Origin of the sequence: Stenotrophomonas mexicanensis (assembly GCF_032911605.1) — a bacterium.
In the GTDB taxonomy this organism is placed as follows: Bacteria; Pseudomonadota; Gammaproteobacteria; order Xanthomonadales; family Xanthomonadaceae; genus Stenotrophomonas; species Stenotrophomonas maltophilia_A.
On record NZ_JAWJTG010000022.1, the window covers coordinates 1 to 23,298 of the forward strand.

At 64.4% G+C, this 23,298-nt stretch carries 22 protein-coding genes and 1 tRNA gene; 6 read left to right on the forward strand and 17 right to left on the reverse strand.

Annotation, left to right across the window (positions count from 1 at the left end):
- Positions 1-162: 162 nt before the first annotated feature.
- Positions 163-2,187 (reverse strand): excinuclease ABC subunit UvrB, encoded by a 2,025-nt coding sequence (gene uvrB, locus R1L06_RS11040; RefSeq protein ID WP_032128896.1) that lies wholly within the window; start codon positions 2,185-2,187, stop codon positions 163-165.
- Positions 2,188-2,357: 170 nt separating this feature from the next.
- Between uvrB and R1L06_RS11045 the strand changes: the two genes are divergently transcribed.
- The gene (locus R1L06_RS11045) at positions 2,358-2,852 is read left to right on the forward strand and encodes a GspH/FimT family pseudopilin (RefSeq protein WP_032128895.1); all 495 of its coding nucleotides are present in this window, start codon (positions 2,358-2,360) and stop codon (positions 2,850-2,852) included.
- Positions 2,853-2,905: 53 nt separating this feature from the next.
- On the opposite strand, the gene R1L06_RS11050 is transcribed toward R1L06_RS11045, so the two are convergent.
- The 11 genes from R1L06_RS11050 to grxD form a co-directional block, all read right to left on the reverse strand.
- Positions 2,906-2,982, reverse strand: a tRNA-Asn gene (locus R1L06_RS11050).
- Positions 2,983-3,029: 47 nt separating this feature from the next.
- On the reverse strand, positions 3,030-3,437 hold the full coding sequence (locus tag R1L06_RS11055; RefSeq protein ID WP_317217723.1) for a type IV pilin protein: 408 nt from the start codon (positions 3,435-3,437) through the stop codon (positions 3,030-3,032).
- Between the two features lie 23 nt (positions 3,438-3,460).
- Positions 3,461-7,219: a pilus assembly protein gene (locus R1L06_RS11060; protein WP_317217724.1), complete on the reverse strand. Its 3,759-nt coding sequence runs from the start codon at positions 7,217-7,219 to the stop codon at positions 3,461-3,463.
- 13 nt (positions 7,220-7,232) lie between these two features.
- Complete coding sequence (locus tag R1L06_RS11065) at positions 7,233-7,754, reverse strand: pilus assembly PilX family protein (protein ID WP_032128892.1); 522 nt, start codon at positions 7,752-7,754, stop codon at positions 7,233-7,235.
- Positions 7,755-7,759: 5 nt separating this feature from the next.
- A complete protein-coding gene (locus R1L06_RS11070) occupies positions 7,760-8,917 on the reverse strand; it encodes a PilW family protein (protein WP_317217725.1) in 1,158 nt (385 codons plus the stop codon).
- An 8-nt stretch (positions 8,918-8,925) separates the two neighbouring features.
- The gene (gene pilV / locus R1L06_RS11075) at positions 8,926-9,423 is read right to left on the reverse strand and encodes a type IV pilus modification protein PilV (protein ID WP_189719760.1); all 498 of its coding nucleotides are present in this window, start codon (positions 9,421-9,423) and stop codon (positions 8,926-8,928) included.
- Complete coding sequence (locus R1L06_RS11080; RefSeq protein ID WP_032128889.1) at positions 9,420-9,935, reverse strand: GspH/FimT family pseudopilin; 516 nt, start codon at positions 9,933-9,935, stop codon at positions 9,420-9,422. The genes pilV and R1L06_RS11080 overlap by 4 nt, the downstream gene beginning before the upstream one ends.
- Positions 9,936-10,096: 161 nt before the next feature.
- Positions 10,097-11,485 (reverse strand): nucleotide 5'-monophosphate nucleosidase PpnN, encoded by a 1,389-nt coding sequence (ppnN, locus tag R1L06_RS11085; RefSeq protein ID WP_010486098.1) that lies wholly within the window; start codon positions 11,483-11,485, stop codon positions 10,097-10,099.
- 252 nt (positions 11,486-11,737) lie between these two features.
- Entirely contained in the window at positions 11,738-14,986 is a 3,249-nt protein-coding gene (locus R1L06_RS11090) for a TonB-dependent receptor (protein ID WP_317217726.1), read from the reverse strand.
- Positions 14,987-15,217: 231 nt separating this feature from the next.
- Positions 15,218-15,994, reverse strand: a complete 777-nt coding sequence (locus tag R1L06_RS11095; protein WP_317217727.1) for an SDR family NAD(P)-dependent oxidoreductase — start codon at positions 15,992-15,994, stop codon at positions 15,218-15,220.
- The gene (gene grxD, locus R1L06_RS11100; RefSeq protein ID WP_005408852.1) at positions 15,991-16,311 is read right to left on the reverse strand and encodes a Grx4 family monothiol glutaredoxin; all 321 of its coding nucleotides are present in this window, start codon (positions 16,309-16,311) and stop codon (positions 15,991-15,993) included. Before grxD ends, R1L06_RS11095 begins: the two co-directional genes overlap by 4 nt.
- 120 nt (positions 16,312-16,431) lie before the next feature.
- Between grxD and R1L06_RS11105 the strand changes: the two genes are divergently transcribed.
- Positions 16,432-17,010 (forward strand): superoxide dismutase, encoded by a 579-nt coding sequence (locus R1L06_RS11105; RefSeq protein WP_032128886.1) that lies wholly within the window; start codon positions 16,432-16,434, stop codon positions 17,008-17,010.
- A gap of 114 nt (positions 17,011-17,124) precedes the next feature.
- Here R1L06_RS11105 and R1L06_RS11110 read toward each other — a convergent pair whose 3' ends face one another.
- From R1L06_RS11110 to purE, 3 genes are all read right to left on the reverse strand, one after another.
- Complete coding sequence (locus tag R1L06_RS11110) at positions 17,125-17,466, reverse strand: carboxymuconolactone decarboxylase family protein (protein ID WP_004152082.1); 342 nt, start codon at positions 17,464-17,466, stop codon at positions 17,125-17,127.
- A gap of 112 nt (positions 17,467-17,578) precedes the next feature.
- Entirely contained in the window at positions 17,579-18,727 is a 1,149-nt protein-coding gene (locus R1L06_RS11115; RefSeq protein ID WP_317217728.1) for a 5-(carboxyamino)imidazole ribonucleotide synthase, read from the reverse strand.
- Complete coding sequence (gene purE / locus R1L06_RS11120) at positions 18,724-19,227, reverse strand: 5-(carboxyamino)imidazole ribonucleotide mutase (RefSeq protein ID WP_005412808.1); 504 nt, start codon at positions 19,225-19,227, stop codon at positions 18,724-18,726. Before purE ends, R1L06_RS11115 begins: the two co-directional genes overlap by 4 nt.
- A gap of 58 nt (positions 19,228-19,285) precedes the next feature.
- Here purE and R1L06_RS11125 point away from each other — a divergent pair, with 58 nt between their 5' ends.
- From R1L06_RS11125 to R1L06_RS11140, 4 genes are all read left to right on the forward strand, one after another.
- Positions 19,286-19,555 carry a Trm112 family protein gene (locus R1L06_RS11125; protein WP_005408847.1) on the forward strand — a complete coding sequence of 90 codons (270 nt, stop codon included), beginning with the start codon at positions 19,286-19,288 and terminating at the stop codon, positions 19,553-19,555.
- A complete protein-coding gene (nadC, locus tag R1L06_RS11130; RefSeq protein ID WP_049423252.1) occupies positions 19,552-20,403 on the forward strand; it encodes a carboxylating nicotinate-nucleotide diphosphorylase in 852 nt (283 codons plus the stop codon). Before R1L06_RS11125 ends, nadC begins: the two co-directional genes overlap by 4 nt.
- 75 nt (positions 20,404-20,478) lie before the next feature.
- The gene (locus tag R1L06_RS11135) at positions 20,479-21,480 is read left to right on the forward strand and encodes a DUF2272 domain-containing protein (RefSeq protein ID WP_032128881.1); all 1,002 of its coding nucleotides are present in this window, start codon (positions 20,479-20,481) and stop codon (positions 21,478-21,480) included.
- Positions 21,481-21,547: 67 nt separating this feature from the next.
- The gene (locus R1L06_RS11140; RefSeq protein WP_012510594.1) at positions 21,548-21,898 is read left to right on the forward strand and encodes a DUF3301 domain-containing protein; all 351 of its coding nucleotides are present in this window, start codon (positions 21,548-21,550) and stop codon (positions 21,896-21,898) included.
- Between the two features lie 121 nt (positions 21,899-22,019).
- Here the strand turns inward: R1L06_RS11140 and R1L06_RS11145 are convergent, their stop codons facing one another.
- Positions 22,020-22,472 (reverse strand): ClpXP protease specificity-enhancing factor, encoded by a 453-nt coding sequence (locus R1L06_RS11145; protein ID WP_019659028.1) that lies wholly within the window; start codon positions 22,470-22,472, stop codon positions 22,020-22,022.
- An 84-nt stretch (positions 22,473-22,556) separates the two neighbouring features.
- On the reverse strand, positions 22,557-23,192 hold the full coding sequence (locus R1L06_RS11150) for a glutathione S-transferase N-terminal domain-containing protein (RefSeq protein ID WP_032128879.1): 636 nt from the start codon (positions 23,190-23,192) through the stop codon (positions 22,557-22,559).
- Positions 23,193-23,298: the final 106 nt, after the last annotated feature.

The window sequence follows — 23,298 nt, forward strand, 5'->3', positions numbered from 1 at the left end:
GAACCTGTGACCCCTACCATGTCAAGGTAGTGCTCTACCGCTGAGCTAACCGCCCGTTTTTGCTTCTGAACGTCCGCGATTGCGTCAGTGCAGGCCGCGTATATTACGGATGCCGGCCGTGAAGCGCAACACTTTTGTGAAGAAGATGCTGCACTGCCGCGTTCAGCCCAGACTCGCTTCCTTCAGCTGCCGGATCTGGTCACGCACGCGGGCGGCATCCTCGAATTCCAGGTCCTTGGCGTGCTGGTACATCTGCTGCTCCAGCGCCTTGAGACGGGACGCCAGCTGGGCCGGGCTGAGCGATCGATAGTCACTCCCCTCCTCGGCAACGCCGGGCCTGCCTTTGCCCTTGCCCTTCTTTGCTTCCTTCTCGGCCGCATCGGAGCGCGCACCTTCCAGCACGTCGGTGATCGGACGCGCCACCGAGCGCGGCACGATGCCGTGCTGCTCGTTGTACTCGACCTGCTTGGCGCGACGACGGTCGGTCTCGTCGATCGCCGCCTGCATCGAACGGGTGATCTTGTCCGCATACAGGATCGCCTTGCCACGCACGTTGCGGGCGGCACGGCCGATGGTCTGGATCAGCGAGCCGGTCGAGCGCAGGAAGCCCTCCTTGTCGGCATCCAGGATCGCCACCAGAGACACCTCGGGCATGTCCAGGCCCTCGCGCAGCAGGTTGATGCCCACCAGCACATCGAACTTGCCCAGGCGCAGGTCGCGGATGATCTCCACGCGCTCGACCGTGTCCACGTCCGAGTGCAGGTAGCGCACGCGGATGCCGTGCTCGGTCAGGTATTCGGTGAGATTCTCTGCCATGCGCTTGGTCAGCGTCGTGACCAGCACACGGTCACCGGCCTTGATGCGCGCGTTGGCCTCGCTCATCAGGTCGTCAACCTGGGTGCCCACCGGGCGGATCTCCACCACCGGGTCGATCAGCCCGGTGGGGCGTACGACCAGTTCGGTGATCTCGTCACCGGCCTCGCGGTACTCATAGGGGCCTGGCGTGGCCGACACATAGATGCTGCGCGGGCAGCGCTCTTCCCACTCCTCGAAGCGCAGCGGCCGGTTGTCCAGCGCCGAGGGCAGCCGGAACCCGAACTCGACCAGCGTCTCCTTGCGCGAACGGTCGCCCTTGAACATGGCACCGATCTGCGGAATGGTCACGTGCGATTCGTCGATCACCAGCAGCGCGTCGGCTGGCAGGTAGTCGAACAATGTCGGCGGCGGTTCGCCGGCGTTCTTGCCGGTCAGGTGCCGGGAGTAGTTCTCGATGCCGTTGCAGTAGCCGACCTCGGCCATCATTTCCAGATCGAACTGGGTGCGCTGCGCCAGGCGTTGCGCTTCGACCAGCTTGTTCTGCGCGTACAGCTGCTCCAGGCGCTCCTTCAGCTCGACCTTGATCGTCTCGATGGCCGCCAGCACACGCTCGCGCGTGGTGGCGTAATGGGTCTTCGGGTAGACCGTGAAGCGCTGCATGTTGCGCAGCGTCTCGCCGGTGAGCGGATCGAACAACGTGATCTTCTCGACCTCGCCATCAAACAGCTCCAGGCGCAGCGCCTCGCTGTCCGACTCGGCCGGGAACACGTCGATGACTTCACCACGCACGCGGAACGTACCGCGCTGCAGCTCGTATTCGTTGCGCGTGTATTGCAGCTGGGTCAGGTGGTTGATCAGGTCGCGCTGGTCGATGCGCTCGCCCTTGGACAGGATCAGGCGCAGCGACAGGTAGTCTTCCGGCGCGCCTAGGCCATAGATTGCCGACACCGTCGCCACCACGATCGCGTCCGGGCGCGACAGCAGGGTCTTGGTCGCCGCCAGCCGCATCTGCTCGATGTGCTCGTTGATCGAACTGTCCTTCTCGATGAAGGTGTCCGACGACGGTACGTAGGCTTCCGGCTGGTAGTAGTCGTAGTAGCTGACGAAGTACTCCACCGCGTTGTGCGGGAAGAACGCCTTGAACTCACCATACAGCTGCGCCGCCAGCGTCTTGTTCGGCGCCATGATCAGCGTCGGCTTCTGCACGTTCTGGATGACGTTGGCGATGGTGTAGGTCTTGCCCGAGCCGGTCACGCCCAGCAGCGTCTGCTTGGCGATGCCCGCTTCGAAGTTGCTGGTCAGCTTCGCGATGGCATCAGGCTGGTCGCCCGCCGGCGAATACGGCGAGACGAGTTCAAAACGGTCGCTCATGGTGGTGCCAGTTCCCGGGAGTAGTGAGTATACGGGGCATGGAGTGACGGCCCGCTGAGGGGTTTTCGGGCAGGTGAGCGCGGCGTTGGCTGATGGTGGCGCCTAGCTGGACAAGGGAGGCTGGACCCATGCGCCACCTCCCCTTCCCCAGCCCTACCGCACCGCGAGGCATGCATCTGGTCGAACTGTTGGCGGTCGTGGCAGTGATGGCCGTGCTACTGGCGGCCGGCTGGCCCTCCCTGCAGTCCCTGCTGTTGCGGCAGCGCGCCGATGCCCTGCAGTTGAGCCTGCATGCGGGTCTTTCCAGTGCTCGCAGCGAAGCCCTGAGGCGGCGCGAGCTGATCGGCGTGTGCGCCAGCGACGATGGACTGCACTGCATCAGCGACTGGAGCATCGGCTGGATCGTCTACCGGAGCGGCACCCGCCGAGGATCGCCGTCATCATCCGACATGGTATTGACACACCAGCGCGGGCGTTCCGACGTCCTGATCCTGGCCCAGGCGAGCAGTGGCCGCCCGCAACTGTTTTTCCAGGCCGATGGGCGGAGCCCTGGTGCCAATCTGACCCTGCGCATCTGCGCCGGCAGCCGCCTGCATGGCAAGCTGATTGTCAACAATGGCGGGCGCACACGCAGTGAACGCACGGACCGCAACATGCCCTGCTGAACATCCACGCAAGAAAAACAAAAGCCGCGATTTCTCGCGGCTTTTGCAGTATCTGGCGCCCGAAGTTGGACTCGAACCAACGACCCCCTGATTAACAGTCAAGTGCTCTAACCGGCTGAGCTATTCGGGCGGGGAGGCGCATTGTACTGACCGTTTACCGGAAGATCAACACCTGACTTACCAACAGTCCGAAAGGGCCGCTTCGGCTGTCTTGCGGTTGGCCTGGTCCAGGCTCAGCTTGCCGCAGCTGTCCTTGGTCTGCGTGCCCTGCGGCGTGGCGGTGATCGTGAAGGTTGTGCCGTCCCCCTTGTACGCCAGGTTGTAGCGGGCCGTACCACCTTCGCGTGGCGAGACCTTGCTGGGCAGCGCAAATCCGGCATAGGAATTGTTGCTTGAGTGGTAGCGCTCGGCACGCTGCGCATACTCGGCCATGTCCGCCTTTACAACTGCTCGATGCGATCGCCTCACGTAGCTCTGATAGGAGGGAATCGCGATTGCCGCCAGGATGCCGATGACGATCACCACGATCATCAGCTCGATCAGCGTGAAGCCGGCCGCACGACGAGGCGAGGAGACAGCAAACATGTGATGGGTTCCTTGCATCGGAATCATTGCAGCTGGCGCCAGGACTGGCGACCGCAGGGATAGGGCAGATACAGCGATTGGCTACCGGCGGCGCCCACCACCATCCAGCACGAGCTGCCCCCGGGCGGGCCCTCCTTGCCGGTGCCAAGACGCGGCAACACTGACAGCGATACGTCCCTGATCGGGGCAGTGCCCTCGCTCTTCAGCAGAATACCTGCCGTGCCCGCTGCTGGCTTTTCACCCTTGGGCGATCCGGCCCGGACATTCTCCAGCGCGGCCGCGCCGGTCAGCGACGAGAGACCAAACAGCCAGTTCGAACCACTCGTCGAGCAACCCACGGATTCCAGATTGGGGACATACGTAGGCAGGAACATGATGCCGCTGACGAGCAATGGGTTGCCGACGAACCGCTCTCCATTGGTTGTGGGAAGACTGACCATCCAGCCACGCGCATTGGCAGGCGCAGTACCTGCAACGATCTTGCGCGCCTCCGCGCCGGTTGCTGGTGTGGCGGCCGTGTAGGGGACGAGATTGGAAGCCGTCAACGTCGTCGCAACGCTCTTTCCAGCAAGGTCGTTGACCGCATACAGCGCCTGCTGTGTCTTGTCGTCCTTGTCCGAGTAGAACGAGAAGCTGCCCGTACCGAAGTACAGCATCACGCCACCAGACGGCCCGGTCGCTGCCGTCATGCCGCCGGTGATGGGCTGGCGATAATTGCGCCCGCCCGTATCCTGGCTGACCTGGGTGGTAAACACGGGAGTCGACAACGCGGTGTCCTTGCCGTCGGTCAGATCGAACTTCCAGACCGCACCTCGCTGGTCGGCTGCATAGACGGTGTCCGCCAGCCCATCCCGGCCACGCACGTTCTGGTTATCGCCTCGCCAACGATCCACCACCACAACGTTGCCCAGGCCATTGTCACCACTGATACCGTTTGCAGCAGTTCCTTCAGCCGCCTCGATCATCCGTGCACTGCCAGTGGCCATGTCGACCACGAACAGCACCGCCTTGCGACTGAAACTGTTGTAGCCGTTGCCGAAGATCGCCTTCCAGGCAATGCCGTTGCCTTCCTTTACAGGAACGATTACTGGCTTGCCCAGCACAAACCCGATGTTGTTGCGCACGTTCTCGGGCAACGACGCATTGATGTCATTGATTTCCCACAACACTTCGCCGGTGCCGAAGGAACCCGGAGCACTCACATCCAATCCGAACACTGAGCGACCGCCCGCACCGGCGGTGCCGACCAGCGCTGTCTGCCACGTGCTTCCATTCAAAATGTCGGAGACCGTGATCGGTCCATCGACGTAATAGCGATGACGGAAGGTCTGGTCCTTGCTGTCCGGCTTGAAGGGGAACAACAGGTTTGCCATGTGGCCCAGCGCAGTTGCGGGAATATAGGCGAAGCTCTCGGTGCCACCGCTGCTGTCCATCTCACCCGAGGCACCCATACCACCGTCGAAGGCATGCAACATGCCGTCGTTCGCGCCCACGTACACCATGTAGCGATGGCCCTTCGCCTTGGTATCGAGATACTTGGCGTAGCTGACCGCATAGCTTCCACCAAGCTGGCGATAGCCATAGTCGTCAATCGGCGAACTCACCACGGGTGCGGATGTGACGATGTCACCCAGCGGTGTCGCGCGGTCACGGTACTTGCCACCGTTGCGCTTTTCCATCGATGCATCCGCCTTCAGATAGCGGATGGCCGTGCTCAGGTCAGCATCAATGTCCTTCAACTTATCCTGGCTGCACACCAGCATCGTGGCGTACTTGCCATCCGGCTTGCTGCACAAGTCGGTCAGGCTGATCGTACCCGCCCCAAAGTCGACGACGCTGCCCGCCTTGTTGGCGACAATGCGACGACCACTCGAGGACAGCTTGGCGGACGCCTCCCAGGCCTCACTGAACACAGCGACCTGTTCACCAGTGATCCTGACGGTCGAAGCCTTGAGCTTGCTCGACCAGTCGGTCGCACCATTGCGGATGTCGTAGCTGGGCGTTACCGACAGCGAGCCTGCACCAATGCGGGCGCCGGTCATGCCCAGTGTTCCAGACGGTGACTTGCCGGCAGTGATTGATTCCAGCACCCGGCGCATTGCAACCGTCACGTCATTGGGCGTCTGCGCATTGATGAACTCACCGCGGCTGTTCAGCGCGGCGTGCCAGATTTCGTCGACAACCGTGCCATCGTCAACCTTTGCAGGATCTGGATTGCTGTTCCAATCAGGAGGATTCTTGAAAGGGTCCGCAGTCGCAGCGGGATTGACACCATAGATGCGCCCTTGCGCACCCAGAGTCACGCCGTAGAAGTTCATATGCAGGTCAGTCTGGCAATCCAGCCGCTTCCAGTCTGCACTGCTCTTGTCCAGTGACGCGCAGCGCTCATCCACTGGCACCTGGCCCTTTGCGAATCCGGTACCCGAACGCAGCGGGGTCTTGCTACCGGAATAATAGGCGGCCGTGATGTCCGCCATGGTATTGCTGTAACCATCCGCGAATGGAACGCTGGGAAGATCGGTGGTATTGACCCCATCGGCATTGCCAAACGATCCATTCGGCACATTACCGGAGTTGGTGTAGCCGTCAGTGAACAACATGCCACCATTGCGCTGGCACGCCCGCATCACCGGCGCGCCATCATCAGTACGTCGGAACTGTTCTGCCAGGTACTCCACCGCGCGACGGTTGGGCGTGCCGCTGATCGGCTTCAGGCCGTATATCTGCTCGTACAGATCGCTTCGATTGGTCACCAGATCATGCATCTTCACGTCTTTCAGGACATTGATCGTGAAGTAGCCCACGCGCATGTTGTCGACGCCATACAGAGCCTCCGTCGATGCACCGATGATGGCGAGCGTGCGATTGCGGTGATACTGGAACCAGTTGGCGAAATTCTGGATCGCCAGACCGTACGCCCCGTCGATATTGTAGTTTTCGCTCTTGATCTGGTAACGACGAAGATTGCACTTTGGACCACAAGCACCTGCGATCACCGGGCGATTGGCATCGTCGCTCTTGTAGCCATAGGGAGCGGGCGCATTCTCTGGAAGATAGAACGTCGCCGGGAAGTACTTCACACCATACTGAACCGCGGAGCTGATATCCCGCGCAGCCGTGCGCCAGCTGCCGCTCCGGTAATACTCGTTACCGGTGTCGGCGAGATTCGGAATCCGCATTCCGTCAACGAACTGGAAACCCTCTGAACTCGACGCACGGGTCGCCAGCATGTTGTACAACTGAAGGTTGCCCGCAAATCCGGTGCGAGGGTCAACGCGCACCTTGTCAAGGACTGCGTCGGCCCAGCGTGTCCCGTCAGCCTTTATCCATGGCTTATAGGTGACAGCAGGGTTGTAATAGCTCGCATTGTAGACGTGCGAACGTGCGAACCCGAAGATGTCCAACGGCGGAATCGCACGGCCGTACGAATAGCGTTCGTTGTAATCGGAATGTGGATACAGATAAAGATAGCAATCGACCGAGCTGCTCGTGCAATCACGGCCAACACTGTAGAAGCTGCCATCATTGTTGAAGAAGCTGCCCGTTGACGAGTTGAAGATCAGACGCCCATCGCCCCCTGGAAACATGCGCTCAAAGGTCATCGAGTTGGAGTCGTCTACCGCCATGATGAACGCTGGCGGCGTCTGCACCTGAACGTTCATCGGCTCCTGGGCCAACACCCCCTGCGCCTGTGCCGCCATCAGCGTATGCACCAGATAGCCGCCGGCGGCCAAGACGGCAAGGCCAACGCCTGCCAGGATTCTGCGATTGCGCGTGTTCATGGGCTCCCCAGCCTCACAGCTTGAATACGGTATCGACCGCCGAACGCGACGTCGCGTCGGAAGTCGTATCACTGGCATACGTCGTGATCTGGTAAACCGGCGTTGCTGTCTCCAGCGGCTTTCCCATGTCCAGCGCCCCCTCTCCCTGGATGCAGCCCTGGATCTGCCGGACCTTCACCGCCGGCTTGCTGCCCAGCTTGGTCTTGGCCACCCAGTCGGACGGATCGAAACCATCGTCGCAGCGTTGATCGATGTCGGCGGAACTGACCATCGGGTTGTCACCCGCTGACTGTCGGTTGGCGATTTTCTCGACTGCATTTTCCGCCCCGCGCGCAGCCCCCTCGGCGTTCTGGAACGCCAAGCTACCAGCGCGGTAGCCCGATGCCATGCGCTCCTGCATGCCTGCCACCTGCATGCCTATCACTCCCAGCAGGGCCAGCAGAATCAACAGGATCAGCGAAATGTACAGCACCGCACCACGCTGGCGGGCAGGACCAGAAAAAGGGCGACGCGAAAAGCGAGTGATTGGTCGCATGGTCGTCAGTTCCCGAACAGGCGGTTGCGGAGCGCAACGGAGACTTCATAGGCCCCGCGATGACGCTGGTCATAGGGATCACCCGGCGCGATGGTCACCCCGAGCACTCCAAGATAGTTGTCGGCCGCACCCGGTGCTTCGGCCGAAGCACGCTGCGGACTCCTGGCCAGCAGACCGACCTGCACCATCCCGACACGTCGCCACGCGGCGGTTGCCGTTGCATCGGTAGCGGTACTGACGCTGCTGGCTACGCGCTGATCGACGATCCGCCCAGTCGGCGGCGTGGCCAGGGCGATATCGGTCGTCGCATCCAGGCCATACAGGACCTGCATGTTCTCGATGCCCTCCACCAGCTCCTCGCCCGTGCCATAACCACCTGCGCCATTGGCACGTGCCCTGAACAGCGATGGCTCATTGTTGCCGTTGGTCGCGATGTAGTACACCAGGCCATCGGCGCGGTACAGCATGGTCATTGCGTTGTTGACCGAGTAACCCGTCAGGTCGACCTTGTCCACCTTTACCGTAGAACCTGTGATGGCGCCCGAGAACACGTCGGCGCGGGTGCAATCTGCAAGCGCGAATACGGTGGGAGTACCTGCGGCGTTGGCCTTGAGACGCGCCATGCCGTCGCTGGACACTGTCAACGTGGTGGCGGTGCCGTCCACGCTTGCCGAGGCAAGCACGGCTCCCTCCGGGCTCAGCAGCCGCAACACGAGAATGTCGCTGCCGGGCAGCGGCTTCGGCTTCAGATCGGTGATGCTCTTGGGCACCGAGCCTGCGGCACTCCATGCCCGGCCCAGGGTCAGGGTGTTGGTCGGCGCGGTGCCGGCAGCTTCATAGCCTTGTACCGGTACAGAGAAGTCCAGAGGATCACCGCTGCCGGAAGCGATTCCCAGGTTGTAGCGGACATCGCCCGTGTTCTTGATCACATGTGCCTGGTCGTTCACGCAGCCGAAGTGCCCGGCCATACGCAGGTCACGCTGCAGGAAATCCAACGCGAAACGGGCATTCTCCTGGGTCCGGGCAGCGCCCTCGGACAGGCGCGAAGCCGCGCGGGACGCAATGAATATCTGGGTGATGCCCAGCATCAACACCAGGCCGATGACCATGGCGATCATCAGTTCGATCAGCGACAAGCCGCGGATTCGCGAAGACGGACTCATGGGCACGTTCACAGGAAAGTGGTCAAGCCAAAGGTGGTCAGGCTGTCGGGATTCTCGGGGTCCCAGCGCTGGTCCCCCCACGTGATCGCGACGCTTACCTGACCGGTACTCTGGGTGAACTTCACCTCCGCGCTGGCCTTTTCGCCAAGCGTTTTGACGACCTCGCACTGCCATCGCGCGACATTGGTCTTCGGCGTCACCGCAGCACCGGTTGGCCAGGCGCACGCGCCCTTCGCGGTCACCGAGCCGGCCGAGAACGAAGCGGCGGAGTAAGCACCTCCGGCCAGGGTATCGGTGCGCTGGGCACGCATCAGTTCGATCAGGTCATTGGCCAGATTGGTGGCCTGGGTGCGGTAATTCGCACTCTGCACAAAGCGGACGTTGGTGGTCTGCAGCAAGGCGAAGCCCAGCAGGCCGAACGCCAGGATCAGCATGGCCACCATCACCTCGATCAGGCTGAAACCACCCTGCGAAGAACGCGGGCCGGCAAGCTTGCGTCGGCTCATGAGCAGGTTCCCTTGGTCGCCCGGACCTGGCCGGACTGGTTGATCGTCAATGTACTCTTGGGCTCACCGGTCTTGCAGGTGTCCGGCGACAGCACCAGCGTCTGGTCCGCAGCCGCCCTGCGACGGCCGCGACCGTCGAACGCGATGGTCGCACCCGCGGGCCCCACCACACTCAACTGCGGGTTGCCCTGCGAAAACCGCAACACGGTATCGGTGCCCCCCAACTGGCCATCTCCATCGAGATCCGACCAGGCCAGGACACCCTTGGACCATTCGCCATCGCAACCGGTGCCATCGGTACTGCCACAGACACCACCACCACGGCTGTTGCGGATGCCTTCGCCTCTCGCCAGGCCTGTCAGGGCAATCAGTTCATTGTTGGCGGTCGCCAGGCGGTTCGAGCGGATCATTCCGCGGAAACTGGGATAGGCGATCGACGCCAAGATCACGAAGACGGTCAACGTGACCATCAACTCGATCAATGTAAAGCCGTTTTGCCGGCGCAAAGACATTGGACGCTCCCCAGCGTGTTGATGGCCACGATGGGCCATCGCCCTGCCACCGGCAAGCGGCGGCAGGATGAACGGTCATTCCGGGGTGACGGGCGTCAACACCTTGACGGCCCGCCCTCCCCTGCCTGTCCCGGCGCGATCCCCATCGCGCCGGCGCAGGCTCAGGCCAGCACCTGGTAGCAGGGCTGGTATTCGCCGGAGATCTTCATCCGGCGCTGTTCGACGAAGGCGCGCAGCAGCGCGTCCAGGGCCTGCATCATGTCCGGGTCACCGTGGATCTGGAACGGCCCGAACTGCTCGATGCGGCGCATGCCGTCTTCCTTCACGTTGCCGGCAACGATGCCCGAGAACGCCCGGCGCAGGTCGGCCGCCAGCGCGTGCGGGGCACGTCCGTGGTGCAGGTCCAGCGCGGCCATTGCCTCGTGGGTCGGCACGAACGGCTGCTGGTACTCCCACGGAATCTCGATCGACCAGTTGAAGAAGAACGAGTCCTTCTGTGCCAGGCGGTGCTCACGCACGCGCTTGATGCCGTTGGCCATCTTCTTTGCCACTGCCACCGGGTCGCCGATGACGATCTCGTAGCGCTCGGCGGCTGCATCGCCCAGGGTCAGGCGGATGAAGCGATCGATCTGCTCGAAGTACGGCGCTGCCACCGTCGGGCCGGTCAGGATCAGCGGGAACGGCAGGTCCTTGTTTTCCTCGCGCAGCAGGATGCCGAGCAGGTACAGGATTTCCTCGGCGGTGCCGACGCCACCGGCGAACACGATGATGCCGTGGCCGATGCGGACGAAGGCCTCAAGGCGCTTCTCGATGTCCGGCATGATCACCAGGTGGTTGACGATCGGGTTCGGCGACTCGGCCGCGATGATGCCCGGCTCGGTCAGGCCGATGTAGCGCGTCACGGTGCGGCGCTGCTTGGCGTGGGCAATGGTGGCGCCCTTCATCGGGCCCTTCATCGCGCCTGGACCGCAGCCGGTGCAGATGTCCAGGCCGCGCAGGCCCAGCTCATAACCCACCTGCTTGGTGTACAGGTACTCGTCGCGCGAGATCGAATGGCCACCCCAGCACACGACCAGGTTCGGGTCGCCCGGGTTGAGGATGCGCGCATTGCGCAGCAGGCCGAACACCGCGTTGGTGATGCCCTCGGACGACTCCAGCTCGGCCGCGTAGGCCGGGCCCATCTCGATGGCCATGTAGGCCAGGTCACGCACCACGGCGAACAGCAGTTCGGCGACGCCGCGGATGATCTCGCCATCGACGAAGGCCATCGCCGGTGCATTGACCAGGTCGATGCGCACGCCGCGATCCTGCTGCGCCACCTGGATGTCGAAATCGGGATACAGATCGCGCGCCGCGCGCGGATCGTCAGAGGCGCTGCCGCTGGTCAGCACGGCCAGCGCGCAGCGGCGCAGCAGCTCGTGCATACCGCCGGCAGACGCATCGCGCAGGCGGGCCACTTCGGCCCGCGACAGCACATCCAGCCCACCGCGCGGGTAGATCCGCGCATCCTGCACCGGCAGTGCACGGGCTGATTTTTCGTTCGTGGTCATGTCCAATTTTTCGCTTCCTTCAAGGTTTCCGACTGTACTGCCGCCCCCTTAAAAAGCAAAACGGCCGGGAAGCCCGACCGTTGGATGTGTGCTTCCCGCGTTCGCCTTTCCGGGACCGCATCGGCGGCGTTGGCACCGCGCACATTTCTGGATGCTACGCCGATGCCAGATGACCTGCAAGGACTTTCGCATGAACGGAAAACGGCCGGGTTTCCCCGGCCGTTTTCACTTACTGCTTCAGGCTCTGATGGATCAGAACTTGTACTTCACGGTCAGCTGCATCGACCAGCGCGACACGGCGGTGTTGCCCTTGTCGTTGTTGTTTTCCTGCACCGAGGAATCATCCGCACCGGTGAACGAGTACACGTACTTGCCGGTGGCCGGATCGATACCTGCGAAGTTGCCCACGCGACGGGTGGCGTAGAAGCCGTAGTCGTCGATCAGGCCCCACTTCTTGTTGAGCAGGTTGCCGACATTCATGATGTCCAGCGCGATCTCACCCTTGTGGGTCTTCGCGAAGCCCGGGAACTCCTGGCTGATGCGGACATCGAAGCTGTTGACCCACTTGGCGCGGTGCTGGTTGGCCGGCACCGTGCTGCCACGGTAAGCATCGAGTTCCGGATTCTGCGCCAGCCAGTCGAAGAACTTCTGCTCCATGGTTGCACCACCCACGAAGATCACGTCGCCCGGGCCCTTCGGCACGTAGAACAGGTCGTTGCCGATTGCGCTGTCGCCGTTGGCATCGTTGTAGAACACGTAGCTGTACGGACGGCCCGAACGGCCTTCATAGAACAGACCGACGCGGGTGGCGTTGTCACCGAAGAAGTTGTGCTTCCACTCCAGGGTACCGGTGACACGGTCCTTGATCGCATAGCGCGAGTTGTACGCGATGTTCTCGTTGGCGTTCAGGATCTGGGTGTTGTTCCAGTTCGAGGTGTTCTGCGAGCTGGTCAGCGGGCTCACTTCCTTCGACTGGGTGTAGGTGTAACCCAGCGACCAGCCCCAGTTCTCGGTCAGCGGCTTGGCCAGCGAGAAGGTCGCCTGGCTGCCACGGCCCTTGTTGGTGTTGCGCAGGAGCAGCACGTCGCCGATGTTGTTCGGGCGGTAGTTGCGGTTCAGCACGCCGTTGGTGCCGTTCTCCATGCCCAGGTTGTCGCCGCTGCGGTTGTCGATCTTGCTGTTGGCCTGGTTCAGGCCCTTGTCGTTCCAGTAGATCTCACGACCGTCCTGTGCGGACACGTAGGTCGGGCCATTGCCCTTGCCATTGGTCAGGTCCAGGCGCTCGAAGTACAGGCCATCCTTGACCTTGGTGAACAGCAGTTCGGCCGACGCCACGATGCCGTACCACGGCAGTTCGTGATCGAAGGCCAGGTTGGCCTTCCACACCGACGGCAGGCGGGTGCCCGGGTTGATGATGTCGACGTTCTGGCGCGCAACGATACGCGACGGGTCCGGAATGAACGGATTGTCGGCATCGACGCTGAAGCCACCCGGATTACCCGGAACGTTGTACTCGACGTAGTTCAGGCCGGTGTTCTGGTAAGCACCTGCCAGCCACACGTTCGGGGCAGCGCCGCCGAACAGGCCCACGCCACCGCGCAGCTGGGTCGGGCGATCGCTGTCGAAGGTGTAGTTGAAGCCGACACGCGGCTGGATCAGGCTCTTGTCCACCAGCTTGGTGTTGTTGTAACCATACAGCGTCTGGATGTCGGCGTTGTACTTGGTCTGGCTGGTGAAGTCCGGGATGTCCACGCGGACGCCGAACATCAGGCTCAGGTTGTAGTTGACCGCCCAGGTATCCTGGATGAACAGACCGGTGTTCTTCAGATGGAACTTGGCCGGAATGTCATCCAGGCTGCCGCCCGGACGCGGAACGCGCAGCTGGTAGCCGTTCGCGGTGCCCTTCAGGAACGAGGCCAGGTCACGGAAGTCATACGCGCCGTACAGGTTGCGGCCGTAGAAGTTCATCAGGTCGTTGTCGGTGTAATCGAAACCGAACTTGATGGTGTGGTCACCGACGTACCAGGTACCGGCACCGAAGGCGCTCAGTTCCTTCGACTCGACCAGGTTGGTGTGGGTGTTCTGCTCGGTACCCAGGTACAGCGAGTTGTTGCCGAAACGGACGCGCATCTGCGGCAGGTGCGAGGCAGCGACGCGGTTGGACGAGTAGTCCTTGTGCGAGATCTTGAACTCGGTCGAGAAGTTCTCGGACCAGTCGCTGAACAACTCACCCATCCAGGTTTCGTACTGGGTCGGCTGGGTGTACCAGAAATCGCTCAGCGAGAGTGCGCTGCTGCTGACCTGCGGGAAGCGGACGACGTCCTGCTTCATCTTGTTGTAGCGCAGGGCCGCACGGTGGTTCTCGTTGATGTTCCAGTCCAGCTTGACCGCGTACTCTTCGATCTCGGTCTTGTTGTTCAGGTCGCTGACGCTACCCACCGGATGACCCAGTTCCGCCATGCGCTTCTGCACGGCCGAGATGTCGGCGTCGCTGATGCCACCCTTCGCCGGATCCTTGTTGTACGGGCTTTCGCTCAGGCTGACGCCGCCACCGCTACGCTCGTACTTTTCGTAGTTGGTGAAGAAGAACAGCTTGTCCTTGACGATCGGGCCGCCGAAGGTCATGCCGTAGGTCTTCTCGTCCTTGAAGCCGTTGAAGTCCGTACGATCACCTTCCAGACGCGAACGGACCATGTCCTTGTCGCGGTACGAACCGTACACGGTGCCGTGGAATTCATTGGTACCCGACTTGGTCACGGCGTTGATCACCGCACCCGTACCACCAGCGATGGTGGTGTCGTAGTTGGCCAGGTCGATGTTGATTTCCTGGATGGCGTCCATCGACACCGGCTGACGCTCGGTCGGCAGGTTGTTGGAGCCCAGGCCGAACGGATCGGAGGCGCTGATGCCGTCGATGCGGATGGCGTTGTAACGGGTGTTCTGGCCACCGGCCGAGATCGCGCCGTCAGCCTTGCTGACCTGCGAGATGCGCGGATCCAGGCGGATGTAGTCCTGGATGTTGCGGTTGGCCGACGGCAGCGCGTCCATCGTTTCGCGCGTCACGTTGGTGCCGCTACCCATCTTGGTGGCGCTGAACAGGTCCAGGCCGCCGGCGGTGGCGACAACGTTCACGGCGTCCAGGTTGGTCGCGGCCAGATCACCGCCCAGATTGGCGTTGACCGTGTTGACCTGGTTCAGGTTCAGGAAGACACCCTCTTCGGTCTTGGTGCCTTCACCGGACTTGGTGATGGTGATGGTGTACGGGCCACCCACGCGCAGGCCGCGCGCGTTGTAGCGACCCGACGCATCGGTGGTGGCACGCGAAACGGTGCCCGACTCGGTGTGGGTGATGGTGACTTCAGCGCCGACCACAGGCTGGCCTGCGGCGGACATCACCTGGCCGCCGACACCGGCAGAGGTGCTCTGGGCGAAGGCGGGAGCGGCGGCGAGCGCAGCCACGAGACCAAGGGTGAGCTTGGACATCCGGAGTGGGTGGGTCATTTTTCGGTAGCCTCGATGCGAGTTGGCGATGGCGGAAAAAAGCGCATCCAAACAGCCCTGCGGGTGGCTGGTCGGACATTTATCTGGGGTTCCCTACCGCTTGGCTGAAGGAAGCCACAACGGTTAACACTAGATTAACACGCTACGCCATCAATGTGACGGTTGTGCGACAAACGGCACCGGATCGCAACGCAATCGTGACGGGTTCTTCACTCCGCCTTTCCCCGGCGCTCACTCGGCCGGGGACGCCCCGCTGGCATCGAGAATCCGGCCGCGCCAGGTGGCGCCAGCACCGGACAACAGGGTCACGGCCGCAGCGGCGGCGGCCTCCGGGCCTTGGGCGGCCGGGTCCTGGTCTACGGAATACGCCCGGGCCCGGAGGGCTGTGCGCAGCGGGCCGGGGTACAGGCCACTGACCCGTACCGGGCTGCGGCCGAGTTCGTCGTGCAGGCTGGCGATCAGGCCACGCAGGCCATGCTGGGCCACACCGTAACCGCCCCAGTAAGCCTGCCCGACCCGGTCGGGGGCATCGACCGCAAACACCAGCGCCGCATCTTCGCGCTGCCGCAGCAGTGGCAGGCAGGCCTGGGCCAGCCAGGCCGGCGCGGTCAAGGTAACGTGCACCGCGCGGGCGAAACTGGCCGGGTCGGCCAGCTCGAACGGGGTCAGGCCCGGGAAGTGGGCGGCACAGACCAACAGGCCGTCCAGCCGCCCCAGCTCGCGCTGCAGGGCCTGGGCCAGCTCGGCATAGTCGTCGGGGCCTGCGCCTTCCAGGTCCAACGGGTACAGCAGGGGTTCCGGGCCGACCGCCTGCACCTGGGCGTAGACACGGTCCAGGCGGCGCGGCTTGCGGCCCAGCAGGACCACGGTGGCACCGGCCGCTGCGGCCGCAACGGCCGCCGCACTGCCCAAGCCACCACCGGCGCCTGCAACCAGTACCACGCGATCCTGCAAAGGGCGGCCATCGAGCACCCCGTCGGTCGGTGACGTCGATGGCCAGGCGCTCATCCCTGGGTCGCCTCTTCGACGATGCGCTTGAGCTCGCCGGCTTCGAACAGCTCCAGCACGATGTCGCAGCCGCCGATCAACTCACCGTTGATGAACAGCTGCGGGAAGGTCGGGAGGTTGGAAAAGCGCGGCAGGTTGGCGCGGATCTCGGGCTCTTCCAGCACGTTGACGGTGCGCAGGGTGACCGCGCCGGCCGCCATCAACGCCTGTACGGCGCGGCTGGAGAAGCCGCACATCGGGTATTGCGGGGTGCCCTTCATGAACAGCACGAGCGGGTAACGATCGACCTCGGCCTGGATTTGCTGCATTACCGCCACAACCACACTCCTTGCTTCGTCGGACAAACCGACCGTGATGGTCGGCTAGACTGCCCACGGTAGCCGCCATTGTAAGCGGATGGAACCGGCTGCCGCCGCCCCCTGGCCACGAACCTGTCCATGCCTGTCGAATTGCCTGCCCTGCCCTACCTTTCCGGCTCCCTGCAGCCGCACCTGTCCGCACAGACCGTGGAACTGCATCACGGCCGCCACCATCGCGCCTACGTGGATGCGGTCAATGCCGGCATCCTCGGCACCGAGTGGGAGGAAGCGTCACTGGAAGAGATCGTCCGCCACGCCCAGGGCACGCTGTTCGATGCCGCCGCACAGGCCTGGAACCATGGCTTCTACTGGCAGTGCCTGCGCCCGCGCGGCGGCGGTGAGCCGCAGGGGCGGCTGGGCGAGCTGGTCAAGCGCCAGTTCGGCGACGTGCAGCGCCTGCGCGAGGAATTCAACCGCACCGCACTGGGCCTGTTCGGCTCGGGCTGGGTGTGGCTGGTGCAGCATCCGGGCGGGCAGCTGGGCCTGCAGGCCACCCGCAACGCCGGCACGCCATTGACCGGCGAAAGCACCCCGCTCCTGTGCTGCGACGTCTGGGAGCACGCTTACTACACCGACTACCAGAATGATCGCGCGCGCTATCTGGACGCGTTCTGGCAGATGGTCAACTGGGAATTCGCCGAAAGCCAGCTGCGCTGAGGCAGCGGCTCCGCCACGGGGTAGTGCCGGCCGCTGGCCGGCATCCCCATACGCGCACGACCATACCCGATCCGCCCGCCAGCGGCCGGCACTACCGGGAAACAGTACGGAGCTTCACGCGCTCTCGTGCGCGGCCACCGCGTCCATGACCCGCGCCGAGTACACCAGCGCCGCGCCGGCATTGAGCGACACTGCCACGCCCAGCGCCTCGGCGATTTCCTCGCGGCTGGCGCCGTGCTTCAGCGCTGCATCCACATGCACGGTGATGCAGCCGTCGCAGCGGGTGGTCACTGCCACGGCCAGCGCGATCAGCTCGCGGGTCTTGGCATCCAGGTGGTTGGTCTGGGCGCCGGCATTGGCCAGGGTGGCATAGCCCTTGACCGTATCCGGCGAGAGCTTGCCGATCTCGCCGATGCGGCCCTTCAGTTCCTTGCGGTAGGCATTCCAGTCGAGCATGGTCGTGACTCCTGTGAAAGGAGCTCCACGCTACCACCGGGAATGTTGCGCCGATGCCTGCACCGGCGCGCCACATCGTTGCATTGCCGGCCAGCGGCCGGCACTACCGGGTTCAGCGGTTGCGCAGCGCGTCTACCGCCGGCGCCACCTGGGCCTGACGTCCCAGCTCCAGACCCACCTGGTCCAGTGCATCGGCCAGTGCATCAGCAGCATCATCGCGCAGCGTGGCATGACCGACCTTGCGGCCCTCACGCGGCTCCTTGCCGTAGTCGTGCCAGTGGCCGCTGGCCTGGGCCAGCACCGGCGCCGGGTCCGGCATCGCGCCCAGCCAGTTCAGCATGCAGGCATGGCCGAGCATGCGGGTGCTGCCCAGCGGCAGGCCCAGCACAGCGCGCAGGTGATTCTCGAACTGCGAGGTCTCGCTGCCTTCGATGGTCCAGTGGCCGGAGTTGTGCACGCGCGGCGCCATCTCGTTGGCCAACAGCTCGCCATCGCGGCAGAACAGCTCCAGCGCGAACACGCCGACATACTGCAGGTGCTCGGCGACGCGACGGGCATAGCCGATCGCAGCCTCGTGCTCGGCGGCCGACAACACGGCCGGCGCCACGCTGGCCGACAGCACGCCGTCGACGTGCCAGTTGCCGGTGACCGGCCAGGCCTCGAAGCTGCCATCGCGGCCACGCACGGCAACCACGCTGACCTCCCGCTGGAAGGCCACGAAGCCTTCCAGGATCAGACCAGTACGCTCGACCTGCGCACCCAGCGCATCCCATGCGGCATCGATGTCGGCCTCGCTGCGCAGGCGGAACTGACCCTTGCCGTCGTAACCGAGGCGGCGGGTCTTGAGGATGCACGGCAGACCGAACTCGGCAGCCTTCGCGGCCAACTCGTCACGGCTGCGGATGTCAGCGAAGGCCGGCAGCGGAATGCCCAGCTGCTGGAACAGGGTCTTCTCGCTCAACCGGTCCTGGGCCACGGCCAGTGCGGCCGGCGGCGGGTAGACCGGCACGCGGTCGGCCAGGAACTGCGCGCTGTCGGCCGGCACGTTCTCGAAATCGAACGTGACCACGTCGACCTTGGCCGCGAAATCCGCCAGCGCCTGGCGGTCATCGAAGGCACCGACGGTGAGCGGCGCCAGCGGGCCGCTGCAGGCGTCGGCTGCGGGGTCGTACAGTTCGAAGCGCAATCCCAGCGGCGCACCGGCCAGTACCATCATGCGGGCGAGCTGGCCGCCGCCCAGAATGCCGACGGTCAGGCTCATTGGCGCGGATCGTCGTGGGCCATCACGTCTTCGGTCTGGCGTGCGCGGAACGCGTCGAGCGCCTGGCCGATCGCCGGCTGGTCACTGGCCAGCATCGCGGCGGCGAACAGCGCGGCGTTGGAAGCGCCGGCGTTGCCAATGGCAAAGGTGGCGACCGGGATGCCGGCCGGCATCTGCACGATCGACAGCAGCGAATCCATGCCGTTGAGGGCCTTGGACTGCACCGGCACGCCCAGCACCGGCACGGCGGTCTTGGCGGCGATCATGCCCGGCAGGTGCGCGGCCCCGCCGGCACCGGCGATGATCGCGCGCAGGCCACGCGGGCCCGCCTGCTCGGCGTAACTGAACAATACATCCGGCGTCCGATGCGCGGACACTACCTTCACTTCGAACGGAACACCCAGAGCTTCAAGCTTCTGGGCGGCGTGCTGCATGGTTTCCCAGTCGGAACGGGAACCCATGACGATGCCGACAAGCGGCGCGATCGGGTTGGGGGTCATTGGCCGTCACCTGCCTTAAAGACGTATTCTAGCCATCTTCCACGCAAGACGAAGAACCATGGATCGCAAGCTGCTCGACCTGCTGGTGTCACCGGACACCCGCCAGCCCCTGTCCCTGCTGGATGGCAAGGGCCTGGAAGCCCTCAACAAGGCCATTTCCGCCGGCGCGGTGAACAAGGCCGATGGCAACCCGCTGGCGCAGCCGCTGCGCGAAGCGCTGGTCACCCGCGACCGCAAGCAGGTGTTCCGCGTTGACGACGGCATCCCGGTGCTGCTGGCCGAGGAAGCCATCCCGACCGCCCAGATCGCCGACTTCCCGGCCGCATGAGCGCGCTGCCGACGCCGGATGCGGCCGTTGTCGCCGCCGATGTCGCGCGTGCGCTGGCCGAGGACCTGGGCAGCGGTGACGTCACCGCCGCCCTGCTGCCCGACCAGGCCGACAGCGCTTACCTGCTGTGCAAGCAGGACGGGGTGATCGCCGGCCGCCCCTGGTTCGACGCCACCCATCGCGCGCTCGACCCGGACGTGCGCATCGAATGGCATGTCTCCGAGGGCGACACGGTCACCGCCGGCACCGTACTGGCGCTGCTGCACGGGCGCAGCCGCAGCCTGGTGAGCGCCGAGCGCACTTCGCTGAACTTCCTGCAGACGCTGTCCGGCACCGCCACGACCACCGCGCGCTACGTGGCGGCCGTGGCCGGCACCGGCACGCGCATCCTCGACACCCGCAAGACCCTGCCCGGCCTGCGCCTGGCGCAGAAGTACGCGGTGCGCTGCGGCGGTGGAGAGAACCATCGTTTCGGCCTGTACGACACGGTGATGCTGAAGGAAAACCACATCCGCGCTGCCGGTTCGCTCGCCGCAGCCGTGGCTGCCGCGCGCCGGCAATGGCCCGCGCTGCCGCTGGTGGTCGAGGTGGAAGACCTGGCACAGCTGCGCCAGGCGCTGGAAGCCGGTTGCGAACGCATCCTGCTGGATGACTTCAGCCCCGACCTGCGCCGCGAGGCGGTGCGCATCACGGCGGGCCGCATCCCGCTGGAAGTCTCCGGCAGCGTCGGACTCGGTGGCCTGCGTTCGATCGCCGAGGACGGCGTGGACTGCATTTCCATTGGCGGCCTGACCAAGCACGTGCAGGCGATTGATCTGTCGCTGAAGCTGGGCCCGCCGCCGGGCTGAGGCCTGACCCGGTTCTCACACCCGGCGTTCACGACAGCGCTGCGACGCTGCGGTCATCCCCCACAGGAGCCGCGCATGCGCCGGATGCTCTTGCCTGCCTGCCTGCTGCTGGCCGCAGCCCCCTTGTCCGCAGCGGCCGCCGAAGCCTGCGATGTGCCGCCCCGCTTCGGCCTGAGCCCGTTAGCGGTGGCCATCCGCAATACCGCCTGCAACGAGCACCGGCTGTGGTTCCGGCCCTTCATTGATCGCGATGGCCGCGCCGCCAGCCTCAGTGTCACCGAGGCCGAAAGCGATCACTTGGCCGACAACGGCCTGATCGCCTGGCAGCGCGTGGCCGGCTACTGGCGCAACAGCGGCACGCTCAACGCAATGGGCAGCATCGCCGGCGCCAGCAGCTGCCTGGCACCGCTGGGCACGCGCTACACCGACAGCGACTGCCGCGCCTTCCTGGTCGACAACCCTTGGTCGGCCGCGTTCATTTCCTGGGTGATGGTGCAGTCCGGCGTTCCCGGGTTCAACACCTCGCCACGCCACATCGACTACATCCGTGCCGCGTACCAGGGCGGCCCCTCGGGCGTGCCGTACCGGTTGGTCGATCCCGCGACCGCAAAGCCCGCACCGGGCGACCTGCTGTGCTTCCTGCGCGACCGCAGCACCACGCTCAGCTACAGCGGGCTGGTGCAGGCACTGGGCAATGGCTCGGTGGGCCACTGGAAATCACATTGCGAAGTGGTGGTAGCGGCCAATCTTGGCGGCGACCAGACCCTGTACCTGGTCGGTGGCAATGTGATGAACACCGTGGCGATGCGGTTGCTGCCGCTGGACCGCACCGGGCTGATCAAGCTGCCGCCCGCGCGCGAACGCAACAGCACCGGCATCGACCCCAGCTGCACGCCGGGCCGCGAGGACGAATGCAGCTTCAACCGGCAGGACTGGGCAGCGCTGCTGCAGTTGACCGCCACATCACCGCTGGTGATGCCCTCTCCCACTGCGACGCCGATGCAGCCCGCCCCGACACCGCAACCGGTCATCGTGCCCGCGCAACCGGTATCCAGCGAACCGCAGCCGCGGCGGTGAATCCAGCGCTTGATCCAGCGCACGTTCGCCGCCATCTTTGCGGAATCGACCTCTGACGGCTGACGCCATGCCCACCCTGCTGCTGTTGCTGATTGCCGGCGGAATTATCTACTTCTTCTGGAACGCTGCGCGTTCGGCCGCCGAGCGCGCGGTCGAGCTGGGTCGCAATGCCTGCCGCGCAGCCGACGTGCAATGGCTGGACCAGGCGGTGCATGCCACCGGCCTGCGCCTGTCGCGCGGCGAGGATGGCCGGCTCGGTTTCGAGCGCACGTTCAAGTTCGAGTATTCCTACGATGGCATCGATCGCCACGTGGGCCGCATGGTGCTGCGCGGCGACCAGTTGATCTCGTTCACTGGCCCGGGCGCGGCGCGGATCAGCCAGATCCGCGCGGATGTGGACGATGCCGAGGACATCTAGGCGGTAGCGCCGGGCCATGCCCGGCGCGCGCAGCGGCAGCGGCGTGCCGACCAACGGTCGGCCCCCACCGCTTAAGCCATCAAATGAAAAACGCCACCCTTGAGGGGCGGCGTCAGAGGGATTACTTGACCACGCGCAGGTTCGGGCGACCCTTGGGCGGCGGACTGGCCGGCGGGGTATCGTCCGGCGGCGTGCCTTCCTCGTGCAGCAGTTCGTCGCTGGTCGGCGCAGTTTCGCTGCCCGGAATGTCATCCGGCAGTGCCATGCCCTGCCCGGTCTCGCGGGCGTAGACGGCCAGCACGGCGCTGATCGGCACCTGCACCGGGTAGCTGGTGCCGGAGAAGCGCGCCGAGAAGCTCACCATCTCGTTGTCGATCATCAGCCGCACGACAGCGCGTTCGGCGATGTTGAGCACAACCCGGCCATCCTTGACCGCCGAAGGCGGGACCTGCACGCCGGGGACGCCGGCGTCGACCAGGATGTGCGGGGTCAGCTGGTTGTCGTTGATCCATTCCACCAGCGCCCGCAGCAGGTACGGGCGGTGGCTGGTCATGTGGAAGAAGTCTTCGGTCATGCGTGAAGTGTACGCGCCCGGCGCCCCGCCGGGGCAGATCGCCTGCACGCCGGTCGGCGTGCAGACGGGTAAAGCAAGACGGGATCAGCCCGGCAGATCGCGCAGCTTCTTTTCCTGGTCGGTCAGGCTGCGGACAAAACCCGGATGGCGGAAGATGCGGTTGCCGTAGTCTTCAATCGCCTTGCCGTCCTTCGGCAGCGGCACATCCAGCGACTGCAGGCGCCAGATGATCGGCGCCATCGCGCAGTCGGCCAGGCTCATTTCCGGGTTGAGGAAGAACTTGCTGGCCTTGAACAATGGCAACGAGGCCGTCAGCAGTTCTTTCAGGCGCTTGCGACCGGCCTCGGCCTGGGTCTTGTTGCCCAGCTGGATGGCCTGCACCTGCGGCACCCAGTCGTGCTCGATGCGCAGCATGGCCAACCGGATGCGGGCACGCGACAGCGGATCGACCGGCATCAGCGGCGGATGCGGATAGCGCTCATCGAGGTATTCGCTGACCACCGACGCGGCGTAAAGCACCAGTTCGCGTTCGACCAGGGTCGGCACCGAGTGGTACGGATTGAGGTCGATCAGGTCTTCAGGCGGGTTCTGGGGATCGACCGGAACGAAGTCGAAGGTCACACCCTTGGCCGCCAGGACCAAGCGTACACGGTGGCACAGTACATCGTCGTTCGAGGAAAACAGCGTCAGTGTATTGCGCATGCGTACGCTCGCCGCCATCAAAGGCTCTCCCACGACAGGAGACCGCCTGCCGCATCGGCGCCGCCGGCACCGTGCCAGCGATCGACTCCTCCCCGAGTGTGCAACCGACCATCACAAAAGCCAA

Excerpts from the sequence above, each read along its gene's own strand:
- uvrB (WP_032128896.1), bottom strand. The coding sequence starts at position 2,187 with ATGAGCGACCGTTTTGAACTCGTCTCGCCGTATTCGCCGGCGGGCGAC.
- R1L06_RS11045 (WP_032128895.1), top strand. The coding sequence starts at position 2,358 with ATGCATCTGGTCGAACTGTTGGCGGTCGTGGCAGTGATGGCCGTGCTA.
- R1L06_RS11055 (WP_317217723.1), bottom strand. The coding sequence starts at position 3,437 with ATGTTTGCTGTCTCCTCGCCTCGTCGTGCGGCCGGCTTCACGCTGATC.
- R1L06_RS11060 (WP_317217724.1), bottom strand. The coding sequence starts at position 7,219 with ATGAACACGCGCAATCGCAGAATCCTGGCAGGCGTTGGCCTTGCCGTC.
- R1L06_RS11065 (WP_032128892.1), bottom strand. The coding sequence starts at position 7,754 with ATGCGACCAATCACTCGCTTTTCGCGTCGCCCTTTTTCTGGTCCTGCC.
- R1L06_RS11070 (WP_317217725.1), bottom strand. The coding sequence starts at position 8,917 with ATGAGTCCGTCTTCGCGAATCCGCGGCTTGTCGCTGATCGAACTGATG.
- pilV (WP_189719760.1), bottom strand. The coding sequence starts at position 9,423 with ATGAGCCGACGCAAGCTTGCCGGCCCGCGTTCTTCGCAGGGTGGTTTC.
- R1L06_RS11080 (WP_032128889.1), bottom strand. The coding sequence starts at position 9,935 with ATGTCTTTGCGCCGGCAAAACGGCTTTACATTGATCGAGTTGATGGTC.
- ppnN (WP_010486098.1), bottom strand. The coding sequence starts at position 11,485 with ATGACCACGAACGAAAAATCAGCCCGTGCACTGCCGGTGCAGGATGCG.
- R1L06_RS11090 (WP_317217726.1), bottom strand. The coding sequence starts at position 14,986 with ATGACCCACCCACTCCGGATGTCCAAGCTCACCCTTGGTCTCGTGGCT.
- R1L06_RS11095 (WP_317217727.1), bottom strand. The coding sequence starts at position 15,994 with ATGAGCGCCTGGCCATCGACGTCACCGACCGACGGGGTGCTCGATGGC.
- R1L06_RS11105 (WP_032128886.1), top strand. The coding sequence starts at position 16,432 with ATGCCTGTCGAATTGCCTGCCCTGCCCTACCTTTCCGGCTCCCTGCAG.
- R1L06_RS11110 (WP_004152082.1), bottom strand. The coding sequence starts at position 17,466 with ATGCTCGACTGGAATGCCTACCGCAAGGAACTGAAGGGCCGCATCGGC.
- R1L06_RS11115 (WP_317217728.1), bottom strand. The coding sequence starts at position 18,727 with ATGAGCCTGACCGTCGGCATTCTGGGCGGCGGCCAGCTCGCCCGCATG.
- purE (WP_005412808.1), bottom strand. The coding sequence starts at position 19,227 with ATGACCCCCAACCCGATCGCGCCGCTTGTCGGCATCGTCATGGGTTCC.
- R1L06_RS11125 (WP_005408847.1), top strand. The coding sequence starts at position 19,286 with ATGGATCGCAAGCTGCTCGACCTGCTGGTGTCACCGGACACCCGCCAG.
- nadC (WP_049423252.1), top strand. The coding sequence starts at position 19,552 with ATGAGCGCGCTGCCGACGCCGGATGCGGCCGTTGTCGCCGCCGATGTC.
- R1L06_RS11135 (WP_032128881.1), top strand. The coding sequence starts at position 20,479 with ATGCGCCGGATGCTCTTGCCTGCCTGCCTGCTGCTGGCCGCAGCCCCC.
- R1L06_RS11140 (WP_012510594.1), top strand. The coding sequence starts at position 21,548 with ATGCCCACCCTGCTGCTGTTGCTGATTGCCGGCGGAATTATCTACTTC.
- R1L06_RS11145 (WP_019659028.1), bottom strand. The coding sequence starts at position 22,472 with ATGACCGAAGACTTCTTCCACATGACCAGCCACCGCCCGTACCTGCTG.
- R1L06_RS11150 (WP_032128879.1), bottom strand. The coding sequence starts at position 23,192 with ATGGCGGCGAGCGTACGCATGCGCAATACACTGACGCTGTTTTCCTCG.